Genomic DNA, 16,436 nt, shown 5'->3' on the forward strand with positions numbered 1-16,436 from the left:
GGCTGCTCACTGTGGGAGCGAGCCTGCTCGCGAAAGCGGTCTATCAGTCACATTGATGTTGAATGTGCCGCCGTCTTCGCGAGCAGGCTCGCTCCCACAGGGGAAGCGGTTTCAAGCCGGCTGACGTATTTCAGATTTCTTGATTGTGCTGGCACCCTTGCTGCGTGGATCGTTTGGACCGAACACCGCGGCCGATTCCGGGAACAGGCTCAACAGCGCCAGGTACACCAGCGACGCCAGGCCAAGGGTGACCGGCAAGCTGATGTCGATGCCGCCGGCCAGTTCACCGAGCGGACCCACGAACTGCCCAGGCAGGTTCACAAAGCACAAGCCCACCGCAGCGCTCGGGATCCAGGCACCCAGCCCACGCCAGTTCCAGCCATGCGTGAACCAGTAACGACCGCCTTTCTCGCCGCGGGTGAACACTTGCAGGTCATCCGGACAGTAGAAGCCGCGACGCACCAGCAGGCCGATGATCATGATCACCATCCACGGGGTGGTGCAGGTGATGATCAGCACGGCGAAGGTCGACACGCTCTGCACCAGGTTCGCGGCAAAGCGCCCGATGAAGATGAAGGCAATCGACATCACGCCGATCAGCAGCGTGGCCTTGACCCGCGACAGCACACGAGGGAACACGCTGGACATGTCCAGCCCGGTGCCATAGAGCGAGGTGGTGCCGGTGGACATGCCGCCGATCACTGCGATCAGGCACACCGGCAGGAAGAACCAGCTCGGCGAGACGGCCAGCAGCCCACCCACGTAGTTGTTGGCTGCGATGTAGTCCGGTGCCTTGATCGCCACGATGGTGGCGGTGGCGAGACCGAACAGGAACGGGATCAAGGTGGCGACTTGCGCGGCGATCACGGCGAACATGATCCGGCCTTTTGGGGTTTCGCGCGGGATGTACCGCGACCAGTCACCGAGGAACGCACCGAAGGAAATCGGGTTGCTCATGGCCACCAGCGCCGCGCCGATGAAGGCGGCCCAGAAACCGGGTTGGCCCATGGCGACGGTGCCGGCGAACTGGCTATCGAAGGTCGGGGCGAAGGCGAAGATGCCCAGCAGGAACAGGGCACTGGCCGCCCACACCGCGATGCGGTTGACCCACAGCATGAAGCGAAAGCCATAGATGCACACGGTCAGTACCAGGATCGCGAACAGACCGTAGGCCAGCCCCAGGGTCAGGTCGGTTTCCGGAAGACCGATCAGGCGTTTGGCACCACCGATCAGCGCATCACCCGAACTCCACACCGAGAGCGAGAAGAAGGCGATGGCGGTCAACAGCGACAAAAACGATCCGACGATCCGCCCGTGCACGCCAAAGTGCGCACCGGAAGACACAGCGTTGTTGGTGCCATTGATCGGGCCGAACAGGCCCATCGGCGCGAGGATCAGCGCACCGAGTAACACGCCCAGCACGATCGCCCAGACACCGGCCTGGAACGACAGGCCGAACAGCACCGGGAAACTGCCGAGCACGGCGGTAGCAAAGGTGTTGGCGCCGCCGAAGATCAAGCGAAACAGGTCGCTGGGTCGGGCGTCGCGCTCATGATCCGGGATCTGTTCGACCCCGTGGGTTTCAATCTGCGTAAGGCTTTGGTCTTTGTTGTTGTTATTCATGATCTGCTCCGATCATAAAGGCGCGCTCATCGTGCGTGAGCGTCACCTGTTTTGGCTAAGGGGGTGGCAGCCCTTCCGGCATTGCGGACAAATGTTCGTGGCAGGCCAGCCATAGGCCTTGTTGTTCTTGGCCAGACGCTTGTTTCTTGAAAACAATCGTCTCGCGCTCCTGGCTGAAGTGTTGCTCCCCTTGCATGCGCAGCTCGGTGGCCACGTCATGGATGAAAATCGCCACGTCACCTTGCAGGCTGACAAAGGCGTTGCTTGAAGTACACGAAAGCACCTCGAAGCCATCCTCCGAGCGCCAGGTGTCCCACAACGCCTGATAGGCATCGCGCGACAGCAGGGGCTGTTCGAGGGTGTAGAACACGAAGCTCGCGTCGGCGCTGAACGCGCCGAAGTAGGCCTCGCGATCGTTACGGGCAAAGGCTGACACCAGATCGGCAGCGGCCTTGAGTACCTGATCACGTTCGTTCATGACCGATCCTCAGCGGTGGACCACGCCAGGCAGTACGCAGAGCATTTCGTACAGCAGGTTGGCGGCCAGCAGCGAGGTGTTGCCGGTGGTGTCGTAAGCGGGCGAGACTTCTACCAGATCGCAGCCGACCAGGTCGAGGCCTTGGCAGCCGCGAACAATTTCAATCGCCTGAATGGTCGTCAGACCACCGATTTCCGGGGTGCCGGTACCTGGCGCCCAGGCTGGATCGATGCCGTCGATGTCGAAACTCAGGTACACCGGACCGCCGCCGACTTTCTCGCGAACTTCGGCCATCAGCGGTGCCAGGGATTTGTGCCAGCACTCTTCAGCCTGAACCACACGGAAGCCCTGGTTGCGGCTCCAGTTGAAGTCGTCAGCGGTGTAGCCCTGAGCGCGCAGACCGATTTGCACCACGCGGTCCGGATCCAGAAGGCCTTCTTCGACAGCGCGACGGAAGGTGGTGCCGTGGGCGATTTTCTCGCCGAACATGTGGTCGTTCACATCAGCGTGAGCGTCGATGTGCACCAGGCCGACCTTGCCGTGCTTCTTATGAATTGCACGCAGGATTGGCAGAGTAATGGTGTGGTCGCCGCCGAGGGTCAGGGGGATCACATTGTGTTCGAGGATTTTGTGGTAGGACTCTTCGATGATCCGTACCGCGTCCAGCAGGTTGAACGTGTTGATCGCCACGTCACCGATGTCGGCAACCGACAGCGAGTCAAACGGTGCAGCGCCGGTAGCCATGTTGTACGGGCGGATCATCACCGATTCAGCACGGATTTCGCGAGGTCCGAAACGGGTACCGGGACGCAGGGAAGTGCCGATGTCCAGCGGGATGCCAACGAAGGCAGCATCCAGACCGGCAGCGGTTGGCAAATGGGGAAGTCGCATCATGGTGGCGATGCCGCCGAAGCGCGGCATTTCATTGCCGCCCAGTGGTTGGTGAAGAATCTTGTCCACGGGTAAGGCCTCATCGTCGTTGTTTTATTTATGTCGGTTGCGCAGGTCGGAGAGACGCAGGCACCGCTGTGGGGCGATTCTGCGAAATGTAGTGGCCGGGAAGAATCGCTACGGACAAATACTTAGTTCAGATTTTTCTAAACTAATGGCTGGAGGGGGATTAGACTTTGCGGCATTGAGATTTGTGGCCGGCTCAAGAACGACCCCTCACCCTAACCCTCTCCCCAGGGGGTAGAGGGGACTGACCGAGGTGTTCTCGGGAATTACATCGACCTGAAATATAGAGTCGAACTCAGGATTTGAAAGCCATGGAGATCGGCTCCCTTTCCCCCTCTCCCCTTGGGGAGAGGGCTGGGGTGAGGGGTGGATTCAACAGGCAACACATTTCTAAAGCCCGGAGCCCCCATGGCCAACGCATTACCCGACCTGAAACTGTTGCGCATCTTCGTCAGCGTGGTTCGCCATCAGGGGTTTGCCAACGCCCAGCAAGAGCTCAACCTCTCGACCTCGGCCATCAGCACTTACATGAGCCAGCTCGAAGCCGCCCTCGGTCTGGTCCTGTGCCATCGCGGCCGCGGTGGTTTCAGCCTGACCAGCAAAGGCGAGCTGTTTCACCAGGAAACCCTGCGTCTGCTCGGCGAACTCGAAGGCTTCGAACAATACGCTGCGGCGCTCAAGGGCGAACTGCGCGGCACCTTGAACCTCGGCGTCATCGACTCCACCGTCAGCGACAAGGCCTTGCCCTTCGCCGAAGCCATTGGCGCCTACAGCCAGGAACACCCGGCCGTGCATTTGCATTTGTCGGTCATGAGCCCTTACGAGCTGCAACTCGGCGTGCAGGACAACCGCCTCGACCTGGCCATCGGCGCGTTCTCCACGCGCATGAGCGGTCTGGTGTACATGCCGCTGTACCGCGAACAACACTGGTTGTATTGCAGCAGCCGTCATCCGCTGTTCACCGAACGGCGCATTCCCGAGCAAGTCATCACTCAGCAACGCATGGTTGGCCGCGGCTACTGGAGCCAGGCGGAACTGGCACGCCACGGTTTCAAGCACAGCGCGGCGACGGTGGAAAGTATGGAAGCGCAGCTGATTCTGGTGCTGTCCGGCGCCTACATCGGTTACCTGCCGGAGCACTACGCCCAGGCGTGGGCGGACAAGGGCGATTTGCGGGTGCTGCTGCCGGCGACCTTCGGGTATCAGGCGCCGTTCTCGATGATCGTGCGTCGTGGCCGCAGCCGCGAGCCGTTGATCCAGACCTTCCGCGACTTGCTCAAAGCACAACTGAATCAGGCTTGAAAAAATGTCCAGAATCCAATGTCCGCGCTGCCTGCGTCCGCAAACTCACTGTTTGTGTCCACTGATTCCGAGCCTCGACAGCCGCACCCGGGTGTTGCTGCTGCAGCATCCCAGTGAAGTGAACCATGCGCTGAACACCGCACGGTTGGCGGCGTTGGGGTTGAAGAATGCCGAGTTGATAGTGGGCGAGGTGTTCGAGGATTTACCGGCATTGTTGAATCAACCGGGCTATCAGGCTCGGCTGCTGTTTCCTGCTGACGATGCGCAGCCGTTGCAGGCTTACACGGCAACTGATCAACCATTGTTGCTGGTCGTCCCGGACGGCACCTGGCGCAAGGCGCGCAAGATGCTGCACCTCAACCCGTTGCTGGCGGCGCTGCCGAGGGTGACGTTGGCGCAGGGCGGGGTATCGAGATATCGATTGCGAAAAGCACCGGGGCCGGGCGCGTTGTCGACGGTGGAGGCGATTGTTCAGGCGTTGCAGACCCTCGAAGCACCGACCACCTTCGAACCTTTGCTGCGGCCGTTCGAAGCGTTGATCGAGGGGCAGATTGCGGCGATGGGGGAGGAGACTTTTCAGCGCAATCATGGGCCGAAATGATCATTGCCTGTGCGGGCCTCATCGCGAGCAGGCTCGCTCCCACAGTGGATCGCATTTCTTCTGGAAGAACTCGGTCAACTGTGGGAGCGAGCCTGCTCGCGAAAGCGATGGACAATCACCAATAAACCTAACCAGAACTATCGTTCGCGCATCGCTTCGGTCCGGGCTTTGAGCACCGGTTTGAGCAAGTAATCCAACACACTTTTCTCCCCAGTAATAATATCCACCGTCGCCACCATCCCCGGAATAATCAGCAACGGTTTTGCATCCCCGCCCAGATGGTTTTTATCCGTCCGTACCTGAATCAGATAAAAGCTGTTGCCCTTGTCATCCGTAATCGTGTCCGCCCCAATCAACTCCAGCTTCGCACTCAGCCCGCCATAAATCGTGTAATCGTAAGCACTGAACTTGACCATCGCTTTCTGCCCCGGGTGCAGAAACGCCACGTCCTGCGGCCGCACTTTGGCTTCGATCAGCAAGTTGTCTTCAATGGGCACGATTTCCACCATGTCGCTGCCCGGCTGGACCACGCCGCCGATGGTGTTGACCTTCAGCACTTTGATAATCCCGTGAACCGGCGACACCACTGTGGTGCGGGTGACGCGGTCATCGATAGCAATGCTCGATGCCGTGATTTTCGACAGGTCGGTGCGTTTTTCATTCAGCTCTTTCGCCGCGTCGGAGCGGAAGGATTGTTCGGACTCATCAATCTTGCTTTTGATCTCATTGATCGCCGATTCCGCACGGGGAATTGCCAGGGTCGTGGCGTTCAATGAACCGCGAATCTCCACCGCACTGCGTTTGAGTCGCAATATTTCCACCGGCGAAACCGCCCCGCTGCCTACCAGCGGCGCGGACATGTTCATTTCTTGTTGCAGCAATGCCAGGCTTGAACTGTATTGGCCCTGCTTGGAGCGGAACTCTGCCAGCTCCTGGGTTTTTTGCCGAAGTTGCTCACTCAAGGTGCGCTGTTCGCTGGCCAGTCGACGTTGTCGTTGCTCGTGCAGCGAGCGCTCGTCTTCGGCCACTTGCGGCGCCTTGGCGATCACTTCCGGGGAGAGCTTGAACGGCCGGCCTTCCGCTTCGGCCGACAGCCGTTCGACCTGCGCGGTCAGCGCATACCGATCCGCCTCGCTTTCGCCCTTGTTCGACAGGAATCGAGTGTCGTCGAGGCGCAGCAAGGTGTCGCCCTTGTTCACCATTTGCCCTTCGCGCACGAAGATCTCCGTGACGATGCCACCCTCCAGGTTCTGGATCACTTGAACCTTGCTCGACGGAATCGCCTTGCCTTCGCCCATGGTCACTTCTTGCAGCACCGCAAACTTGGCCCAGACCACCGCCGTGATAATCAGCGCAGCCGCCAGCCACACGGTGATCCGCGACCAGCGTGGTGAGTCCTGCAACGAGGCGCCGGCGGTTTCCGGCATGAATTCGCTTTCGGCGCTTTTGCTGAAACTGCCAAAGTAGCCGCGCGGCTTCGAATCAGAGCGCGACGCGTCGGATGATGAACGGGCCATGGCTAGCTCCTAGACAGCCGCAGAGCCGACACGGCCCTTGCGCAGTGCATCGATGACCACTTCTTTCGGACCGTCGGCGACGATCCGCCCGTTGTCCAGCACCACCAGCCGATCCACCAGGCTGAGCATCGAGGTGCGGTGGGTTACCAGCAGCAGGGTTTTGCCCTGGACCCAGCGGTGGAGTTTTTGCCGCAGAACGTCTTCGCTGCTGTTGTCCATGGCACTGGTGGGTTCGTCGAGCAACATGATCGGCGGATCCAGCAACAAGGCGCGAGCCAGCAACACCGCCTGACGTTGACCGCCGGACAGCAGTTGTCCGCGTTCACCCACCGGCCGGTCGAAGCCTTGCGGATGTTGACGCGCCAGCTCGGTGACGCCGGTCAGTTCGGCGACTTCGAGCATCCGTGAATCGCTGATGTAGCGTGCGCCGAGGGTCAGGTTGTCGCGCAGGCTGCCGGCCAACAGCGGCAGGTCATGGGCGACGTAACCGATTTGCTGGCGCAGGTCGGCGACGTCCAGTTGCCGCAAGTCCAGGCCATCGAGCAGCAATTGGCCTTCTTCCGGTTCGTAGAAACCCATCACCAGCCGCGCCAGCGTACTTTTGCCCGAGCCGCTGCGACCGATGATGCCGATCCGCTCGCCGGGTTTCACGCTGAAGCTGATGTTGGCCAACGCCGCAGCGTTCTGGCCGTTGTAGTGGAACGTCACACTGCTGACGTCTATTGCGCCTTGCAGTTGTGTGCGTTCCAGTGGCCGTTGTTTGACGTCACGCTCCTGCGGCAAGGACATCAGCGCATCGGTACTTTTCATGGTCAGTTGCGCTTGCTGATAGCGCGTGATCAAACCGGCAATCTGCCCCAGCGGCGCGAGCACCCGGCTGCCGAGCATGTAGGTCGCCACCAGCGCGCCGACGCTGAGGTTGCCGGCGATGATGCTGTAGACCCCGGCGACGATGGTCGCCATGCCGCAGAATTGCTGGATGAACAGCGTGCCGTTGGTGGCCAGTGCCGAGAGGTTGCGCGCATGGCTGTCGAGGCGGGTGAGGGCGCCGTGGGTGCTTTCCCATGTGTGCTGGCGTTCGCTTTCGGCGCTGCAGGCCTTGAGGGTTTCCAGACCGCCGAGGGTTTCGATCAGCAGCGCCTGGCGTTCGGCACCCAGGGTCAGGCTTTTCTGCACGGTATCGCGCAGACGCACCTGAATCACCATCGCGAAGAGGATCGTGATCGGAAACGCCAGTAACGGAATCACCACCAGCCAGCCGCCGAGCAGGCCGATCACCACCAGCATCAGCACGGCAAAGGGCAGGTCGATCAGGCTTGTCAGCGTTACGGCGGTGAGGAATTCCCGCAGGCCCTGGAAGTCATGGATGCTTTGGGCGAAACCACCAATGGTCGCCGGCCGCGCTTTCATCGCCATGCCGGTAATGCGTTCGAACAACGTGGCCGAAAGGATCACGTCAGTTTTCTGCCCGGCGGTGTCCAGCAGGTGCGCGCGGACCACCCGCAACACCAGTTCGAAACCGGTGCCGATCAGCAAGCCGATGGACAGCACCCACAACGTCGACGTGGCCTGGTTCGGCACCACCCGGTCGTAGGTCTGCATCACGAACAGCGGCACCATCAACCCCAGCAGGTTGATCAGAAAACTCGCCAGAATCGCGTCGCTGTACAGCCACTTCGACAGCTTCAAAGTGTCTCGAAACCACGCCTCCACCCGCGGCACCAGCGGCGAGCGCAAGTCTTCGAGTTCATGCCGCGGCCGCGCGAACAAGGCTTGGCCGCTGTAATTTTCGGCCAGTTCGTCCGTGCTGACCCATTGTTCACCGCCGTCGGCTTCGCTCGGCAGAATCAGCAACTGACCGTCATCGCCGAAGCGTCGCAGAATGGTGGTGCGGCCGTTGTTGAGGATCAGCATCACAGGCAGGTTGAGGGCGGAAATGTCCGCCAGTTCACGGCGCAGCAATCGCGCCTGCAAACTGGCCCGGGCCGCTGCGCGAGGTAGCAGGTCCAGGCTCAAGCGTTGTTTGTTCAGGGGAAGCCCGGCACTCAGGCTGGCGCGACTGACCGTCGCGCCATGGAGTTTGCAGAGGATCAACAGACCGTCCAGAAGCGGGTCATCGAAACTCAAGCGCGGATCGACACTGATGTTGCCGGTTTCCATGCTGGTCACATTGGTCTCTCCATAGGCCTACTTCAGTTCAGGCAAACGGGCTTCGTTTTTCACTTCGGAGGAGGCGATCGCATCGGCGGGCAACACCACCCGTTGTTTGCTCAGCAACTGACCCATGTTCGCCAGCACACGGTACATCGAGTACTCCTCGGTGTAGCGCACTTCGGTGTAGCGGCGGTTGGCGTTGTAGAGCTCGTTTTCACTGTCCAGCAGGTCGAGCAGGGTGCGTTGACCGAGGCCGAACTGGTCCTGATACGCCACGCGTACGCGCCCGCTGGTGTCCGCGTATTCGCGGGCGGTCGGGGTTTGTTTCTTGGCGTTGACCATGGCGTTCCAGGCCAGGTGAATGTTCTCGTTGAGTTGGCGCAGGGCATTGTTGCGGATGTCCAGCGCCTGGTTGATCTGGTGCGCATTGGAGGCCAGGCGAGCCTTGTCGCTGCCACCGCGGAACAGGTTGTAGTTCATCACTACGCCGACTCGCCACTCGTTGTCGTGGCCTTCATCGCCCTGCACGTTATTGTTCGCACCCACGGCGGCTTCGGCGTCGAAGCGAGGGTAGAACGGCGACTTGGCAACTTCGTACTGGCTCTCGGCCGATTGCACATCGGCCTGGGCGGATTTCAGGTACGGGTTGTTTTCGACCATGCTTTGCTGGGCTTCCTGCAGGGTGGCGGGCAGTTCGCCGCGGGTCGAGGGCGGGGCTTCGAGTTCATCGGGCAGGCGCCCCACGACGGCGTAGAAGTTCGACTCGGCATCCGCCAGATCAACTTCAGCGGTATCGAGGTTGTTTTGTGCCAGTGCCCGGCGAGCGACGGACTGGTCGGAGTCTGCGGTGCTGCCGATACCACGCTGGGTGCGCAGACCGATCTGATCGTTGACCCGCATGTGAGCTTGCAGATTGTTCGTGGCCAGGGTCACCAGTTCGCGGCGCTTGAGCACTTCGAGGTAGACCTCGATGGTGCGCAGGGCCAGATCCTGAGCGGTGCCCTGAGCGTAATAGGCCCGGGAATTGACCACGCCTTTGGTGCGCTGGACTTCGTTGGAGGTGTTGAAACCATCGAAGAGCATTTGCCGCAGACGCAATTCCGATTGGGTGTAGGTCAGGATTTCGGTGTGGTGATTACCGAATGCCCGGGTGCTGGTGTTATCGCTGTACCCGCGCCCGTAGGCGGCATTCAGATCAACCGATGGATAAAAGCCCCCCTTGGCGACTTTCACTTGTTCATCGGCCGAGAGGCGGCTGTCTACACGCGACGCCAGCTCCGGGTGGGTTGCGATGGTGCTCTGAATCGCCTCCGTCAATGACATGGCTTGAGCCTGAGAAGTGCAGGCCATGGCCAGCAAAATTGCGCTGCAGAGGGGGGTTAATACGCGCATGGGTGCCTCTCCCTGATTCCTAATGGTGCTTATTAGTCGCCAAATATTTGACGGAATTTATAGTGAAAACCGTTTCATGCTTGTAACAACAGAGCTAAGAACATTCTGGAGAGAACCATAGAAGAATTTTTCATAAGGCTTATGCAAAAAAAAACTTATGCGCTCCGCAAAATCCAGCACATTGTTCACTGCGAAAGCCCTTGATTTATGAGCCTTAGAGCGCTCGGCGGGGCTTGAGGAAAGTTTCAAACCACAATCGACATAGGGCGGGGAAGTGCTGGAGGGGAGGGGAGCGGACGGTTTTAAGGTGACGGTTTTTTGTCACCTTTGTGGATCAAAACCGTTACGCATCGCTCAAAGGGCGACTTGTTGCGCAAGTGGATCCCGATGCCATTGATTGCAGAGGGTTTTTATCCCGCAGCAGACACGTCGCCCGCGAGCGGCACGCTTGGCGAGAACGGCGCCAGGGCAGCGGCTTACTTCAGGTAACCGCTGCCAGCAGGCGATTCCGCCAGGCAACCCGTTGGAGCCAGGAGCACGTTCTTCGCAAAAACAGGATGCCGACAGCGGTTGGCAGCGGAGGAAGTGCACATGGCTACGCTCATCGGTATTGTCAGTAAGGTCATTGGTCAGGTGTTCGCGGTTGCGAGCGATGGCACCCGACGCGCGCTGGTCGAGGGGGACCGGTTATTCGCCGGCGATCAACTGGTCACCGGGGCCGAAGGCGCGGTAGCGGTTCATCTGCAGAATGGCCAGGAACTGACACTTGGGCGTGGCAGCAGTATGGAGATGACGCCCCAGTTACTCGTGCATCAGTCTCCCCATGTGGACACTGCTGAAGCGGTGACGCCGACTCAGGCGCAACTGACCGATGTCGAGCAACTGCAAAAAGCGATCGCTGCCGGCGACGACCCGACCCAGACCGCTGAAGCCACGGCGGCCGGACCGGGATCGACCGGCGCACCCGGTGCACTGGGCGGCGGCCACACGTTTGTCATGCTTGAAGAGGTGGGCGGGCGGGTCGATCCGACCATTGGTTTTCCTACCGCAGGTTTCAACGGCATTCCTGAGTTTCCCCTGGAGCGGCTGGCCGGAAACCCGGACAACGGCGACAACGGCGACAACGGCGACAACGGCGACAACGGCGACAACGGCGACAACGGTGCAGGTTCAGGCGGTTCAGGCGGTTCGGGTGGTTCAGGCGGTTCAGGCGGTTCAGGCGTTGTTCCTGTAACACCGATTGTTCCTGTGACACCGGTTGTTCCTGAAGTGCCGAACAATCCGGTGACCCTCACCGGCCTGTCGGTGGCAGGGGGCGAACTGACCCTCAATGAGGCCAACCTGGCCGACGGTTCGGCCCCCAACCCTGGGGCACTGACCAAGACCGGCACGTTCAGCGTGTCTGCTCCTGACGGGCTGACCAGCCTGACCATCGGAGGGATCAACGTGATCAGCGGTGGCGTTGCCGCTGGCTTCCCGCAATCGATCACCACCCCGTTGGGCAACACCCTGACCGTCACCGGCTACAACCCGGCCACGGGGGTTGTGAGTTACAGCTACACCCTCAACGACAATGAAACCCATCCGGCCGGTGACGGCGCCAACAGCATCACCGAGAATTTTGATGTCGTTGCCACCGATACGGACGGCAGTACGGCGACCGGGCAAATCAACGTCAACATCGTCGATGACCTGCCGACCGCCAACCCCGACTCGACCGCGGTCGCGGAGGGCGGCATCGTCAGTGGCAACGTGCTGTGGAACGACGTTGGTGGCGCCGATGGCCTCGCCGCAGGAGGCGCGGTGGTCGGCGTGCGTGCCGGTTCAGACACCTCGACTTCAGCCGTTGGCGGCCTCAACAGCCAGATCAATGGCACCTACGGTTACCTGACGCTGGATGCCAACGGCAACGCCGTCTACCACAGCAACCCGAACGCCGTGAGCGGCCCCGGGGCGACCGACACGTTCACCTACACCGTGCGCGATGCCGACGGTGACCAAAGCACCACGACCATCACCATCGACGTGCACAACAGCGCGATCACGGCGGTCAGCGACAGTGACGTGACCGTCTACGAAAAAGCCCTCGACCTGAACAAGGATGGCCAGGATCTGGCGCCCGGCACCGTCACCGGCAGCCTGCCGAGCAACACCGGCGAAACCGCCAGTGGCACGCTGGTTGGTTCGGTCACCGGTGCCACCGGCGCGATCACTTACACGCTGGTCGGCAGCGCCACTGGCACCTACGGGCAAATCCTGCTCAACCCCAATGGCACCTACACCTACACCCTGACCTCGCCGGCTAGCACCACGCCGCACGCCAACGACGGCGCCAACACCTTGAGTGAAAGCTTCACCTACAAAGCCACCGATGCCCTGGGCAACAGCACCACCAGCACCATCGTGGTCAAAATCGTTGATGATCAGCCGATCGCCCACGCCGACTCGACCGCGGTCGCCGAAGGCGGCATCGTCAGTGGCAACGTGCTGTGGAACGACGTCGGCGGTGCCGATGGACTCGCCGCAGGAGGGGCGGTAATCGGCGTGCGTGCCGGTTCAGACACCTCGACTTCAGCCGTTGGCGGCCTCAACAGTCAGATCAATGGCACCTACGGTTACCTGACGCTGGACGCCAACGGTAACGCCGTCTACCACAGCAACCCGAACGCCGTAAGCGGCCCTGGCGCGACCGACGTGTTCACCTACACCCTGCGCGATGCCGACGGTGACCAAAGCACCACCACCATCACCATCGACGTGCTCAACAGCTGCATCAGAGCGGTCAGTGACAGCGACGTGACCGTCTACGAAAAAGCCCTGGACCTCAACAAGGACGGTCAGGATCTGGCGGCGGGCACCGTCACCGGCAGCCAGCCGAGCAACACCGGCGAAACCGCCAGTGGCACGCTGGTCGGTTCGGTCAGCGGCGCCAGCGGCGCGATCACCTACACCCTGGTCGGCAACGCCACCGGCACCTACGGGCAAATCCTGCTCAATCCCAACGGCACCTACACCTACACGCTGACCTCGCCGGCCAGCACCACGCCGAACGCCAACGACGGGCCGAACACCCTGAGCGAAAGCTTCACCTACAAAGCCACCGACGCCCTGGGCAACAGCACCACCAGCACCATCGTGGTCAAAATCGTCGATGACCTGCCGACTGCTCATGCCGACGAGACTTCGGTCGCCGAAGGCGGCATCGTCAGCGGCAACGTGCTGTGGAACGACGTCGGCGGCGCCGATGGCCTCGCCGCAGGAGCGGTGCTCGGCGTGCGTGCCGGTTCAGACACCTCCACCCCGGTCATCGGCGGCCTCAACAGTCAGATCAATGGCACCTACGGTTACCTGACGCTGGACGCCAACGGCAACGCCGTCTACCACAGCAACCCGAACGCCGTAAGCGGCCCTGGCGCGACCGACGTGTTCACCTACACCCTGCGCGATGCCGACGGTGACCAAAGCACCACCACCATCACCATCGACGTGCTCAACAGCTGCATCAGCGCGGTCAGCGACAGCGACGTGACCGTCTACGAAAAAGCCCTGGATCTGAACAAGGACGGCCAGGATCTGGCGGCCGGCACCGTCACCGGGAGTCAGCCGGGCAACACCGGCGAAACCGCCAGTGGCACGCTGGTCGGTTCGGTCAGCGGCGCGGTCGGTGCAATCACCTACACCCTGGTCGGCAACGCTACCGGCACCTACGGGCAAATCCTGCTCAATCCCAACGGCACCTACACCTACACGCTGACGTCGGCGCCAAGCACCACGCCGAACGCCAACGACGGGCCGAACATCCTGAGCGAAAGCTTCACCTACAAAGCCACCGACGCCTTGGGCAACAGCACCACCAGCACCATCGTGGTCAACATCGTCGATGACCTGCCGACTGCTCATGCCGACGAGACTTCAGTCGCCGAAGGCGGCATCGTCAGCGGCAACGTGCTGTGGAACGACGTCGGCGGCGCCGATGGCCTCGCCGCAGGAGCGGTGCTCGGCGTGCGTGCCGGTTCAGACACCTCCACCCCGGTCATCGGCGGCCTCAACAGCCAAATCAATGGCACCTACGGTTACCTGACGCTGGACGCCAACGGCAACGCCGTCTACCACAGCAACCCGAACGCCGTAAGCGGCCCTGGCGCGACCGACGTGTTCACCTACACCCTGCGCGATGCCGACGGTGACCAAAGCACCACCACCATCACCATCGACGTGCTCAACAGCTGCATCAGCGCGGTCAGCGACAGCGACGTGACCGTCTACGAAAAAGCCCTGGATCTCAACAAGGACGGTCAGGATCTGGCGGCGGGCACCGTCACCGGCAGCCAGCCAGACCGCACGGTTGAAACCGCCAGTGGCACTCTGGTCGGCTCCGTCACCGGTGCCAGCGGTGCGATCACTTACACCCTGGTCGGCAGCGCCACCGGCACCTACGGGCAAATCCTCCTCAATCCCGATGGCTCCTACACTTACACGCTGACCTCGGCGCCAAGCACCACGCCGCCCGCCGACGATGGCGAGAATACCCTCAGCGAAAGTTTCACTTACAAAGCCACCGACGCCCTGGGCCATTCCACCACCAGCACCATCGTGGTCAAAATCGTCGATGACCTGCCGACTGCCAACCCCGATGCAGCCTCGGTAGCGGAGGGCGGTATCGTCAGTGGCAACGTGCTGGCGAACGACTTCGGCGACGCCGATGGGGGTGGGGTGGTCGGCGTGCGCGCCGGTTCAGACACCTCGACCTCGGTCATCGGCGGCCTGAACAGCCACATCAATGGCACCTACGGTTACCTGACGCTGGATGCAGCGGGCAACGCGGTCTATCACAGCAACCCGGACGCCGTGAACGGTCCCGGTGCGACCGACGTGTTCACCTACACTTTGCGCGATGGCGATGGTGACGAAAGAACCACCACTATTACTATCGATGTCAGCGACAGCTGCATCAAAGCGCTCAGCGCGTCGCCGACCACCTTAAACACCGGTTGGATTGCCAAAGGTGCGGACTTCACCGGCAGCGGAGCGATCAATTTCTACGGCACCAACAACGAGGCGAACCAGGCATTGGCAAATGTGCGGAACGCCTTTGCCGGCAACGTCGCGACCATGACCGCATTGCTGGTGGTCAGCGGCTATCTGGGCGCTGTCGCCAATGCCAATGATGAGGACCGCATCACCGTCAACCTCAAACAGGGTGAAACCCTTAACCTGGATCACAACCTCGCGGGCGGTCACATCGCAATGGAGTACTCCGTCAACGGTGGGGCCTTCATTGCCATCGCCGACGGCCAGACCATCACTGCCGCAGCGGACGGCACGTACCAGATTCACATCACCAACATCGACATCGATGGTCCGGGCAGCAGCGGGAAGGGGGCGGAAGACTATCAACTGACCATGACCCTCAACTACGCCGGTGCCCACGACATCACGCCAGATGCCCACGGCACCTACGCTGCCAACGACAGCCATGGCGGCAGCGACAGCGGTGCCGCGACCATCAGCTATCAGGACGGCCACATCCTCACCGGCACGGCGGGCGATGATGTACTGGTGGCGGGCGCCGGCAACAACGAGTTGCACGGCGGCGCCGGCAATGACTTGCTGTACAGCGGTGCGGGCAACAACCTGCTCGACGGTGGCTCCGGCGTCGACACCGCGAGCTATGCCCACGCTACGGCCGGCGTCACCGTCGATCTGAACCTGCTCACCCCGCAGAACACGGTGGGCGCCGGCACCGACACCCTGACAGCGATCGAAAACCTCACCGGTTCCAACTTCAACGACTCGCTCACCGGCGACAACCACAGCAACATCATCAACGGCGGCCTGGGTAACGACATGCTCAACGGCGGGGGCGGCGATGACTTCCTGATCGGCGGCCTGGGCAACAACACCCTCACCGGCGGCAGCGGTGCCGACACCTTCCAGTGGCTCAAAGGCAACAGCGGCCACGACGTGGTCACCGACTTCACACCGGGCATCGACAAACTCGACCTGTCGCAACTGCTGCAAGGGGAAAACAGCACCGCGGCGTCGCTGGATGACTACCTGCAATTCAAAGTCACCGGCAGCGGCGATTCACTGGTCACCAGCATCGACGTCAGCGCCATGGCTGGCGCTGCGCCGAATCAGACCATTGATTTGGCGGGTGTGAACCTGGCCAGCCATTACGGCGTAACGCCGGGGGCGGGTGGGGTGATTGCCGGTGGGCACGATACGGCGACGATTATCAACGGGATGCTTAATGACCATTCGTTGAAGGTGGATACGGTGTGATCGGCTTTTGATTCGAGCCTGAAACGACAAAACCCGCTGCCCGATCAAACGGGGCGGCGGGTTTTTTCTGTCTGAAAAGATGTGTCGTCGGTGAGTCAGCCTTCGCGAGCAAGCCCGCTCTCATCCT

9 protein-coding genes are annotated in these 16,436 nt (G+C 61.3%); 3 read left to right on the top strand and 6 right to left on the bottom strand.

Features of this window, described 5'->3' with window-relative positions; translation table 11 throughout:
- Positions 1 to 111: 111 nt before the first annotated feature.
- Genes QFX16_RS08030 through speB form a run of 3 tightly spaced genes read right to left on the bottom strand, consistent with a single transcriptional unit; the run spans position 112 to position 3,061 of the window.
- Positions 112 to 1,623 carry a purine-cytosine permease family protein gene (locus QFX16_RS08030; protein ID WP_283183509.1) on the bottom strand — a complete coding sequence of 504 codons (1,512 nt, stop codon included), beginning with the start codon at positions 1,621 to 1,623 and terminating at the stop codon, positions 112 to 114.
- A gap of 55 nt (positions 1,624 to 1,678) precedes the next feature.
- A complete protein-coding gene (locus QFX16_RS08035) occupies positions 1,679 to 2,101 on the bottom strand; it encodes a YybH family protein (protein ID WP_283183510.1) in 423 nt (140 codons plus the stop codon).
- A gap of 9 nt (positions 2,102 to 2,110) precedes the next feature.
- Positions 2,111 to 3,061 (bottom strand): agmatinase, encoded by a 951-nt coding sequence (gene speB, locus QFX16_RS08040; protein WP_283183511.1) that lies wholly within the window; start codon positions 3,059 to 3,061, stop codon positions 2,111 to 2,113.
- A 405-nt stretch (positions 3,062 to 3,466) separates the two neighbouring features.
- Here speB and QFX16_RS08045 point away from each other — a divergent pair, with 405 nt between their 5' ends.
- Positions 3,467 to 4,360 carry a LysR family transcriptional regulator gene (locus QFX16_RS08045; protein WP_007945995.1) on the top strand — a complete coding sequence of 298 codons (894 nt, stop codon included), beginning with the start codon at positions 3,467 to 3,469 and terminating at the stop codon, positions 4,358 to 4,360.
- 4 nt (positions 4,361 to 4,364) lie between these two features.
- On the top strand, positions 4,365 to 4,961 hold the full coding sequence (locus tag QFX16_RS08050) for a tRNA-uridine aminocarboxypropyltransferase (RefSeq protein WP_283183512.1): 597 nt from the start codon (positions 4,365 to 4,367) through the stop codon (positions 4,959 to 4,961).
- Between the two features lie 137 nt (positions 4,962 to 5,098).
- Here QFX16_RS08050 and QFX16_RS08055 read toward each other — a convergent pair whose 3' ends face one another.
- The 3 genes from QFX16_RS08055 to QFX16_RS08065 are packed head-to-tail and all read right to left on the bottom strand — an operon-like array spanning position 5,099 to position 10,024.
- Positions 5,099 to 6,478, bottom strand: a complete 1,380-nt coding sequence (locus tag QFX16_RS08055; protein ID WP_283183513.1) for an HlyD family type I secretion periplasmic adaptor subunit — start codon at positions 6,476 to 6,478, stop codon at positions 5,099 to 5,101.
- A gap of 9 nt (positions 6,479 to 6,487) precedes the next feature.
- Positions 6,488 to 8,647: a type I secretion system permease/ATPase gene (locus QFX16_RS08060; protein WP_283183514.1), complete on the bottom strand. Its 2,160-nt coding sequence runs from the start codon at positions 8,645 to 8,647 to the stop codon at positions 6,488 to 6,490.
- An 18-nt stretch (positions 8,648 to 8,665) separates the two neighbouring features.
- Complete coding sequence (locus QFX16_RS08065) at positions 8,666 to 10,024, bottom strand: TolC family outer membrane protein (RefSeq protein ID WP_283183515.1); 1,359 nt, start codon at positions 10,022 to 10,024, stop codon at positions 8,666 to 8,668.
- Positions 10,025 to 10,615: 591 nt separating this feature from the next.
- Between QFX16_RS08065 and QFX16_RS08070 the strand changes: the two genes are divergently transcribed.
- On the top strand, positions 10,616 to 16,309 hold the full coding sequence (locus tag QFX16_RS08070; protein WP_283183516.1) for a retention module-containing protein: 5,694 nt from the start codon (positions 10,616 to 10,618) through the stop codon (positions 16,307 to 16,309).
- The last annotated feature ends 127 nt before the right edge of the window (positions 16,310 to 16,436 follow it).

This window comes from Pseudomonas svalbardensis, from assembly GCF_030053115.1.
Classification (GTDB): Bacteria; Pseudomonadota; Gammaproteobacteria; order Pseudomonadales; family Pseudomonadaceae; genus Aquipseudomonas; species Aquipseudomonas svalbardensis.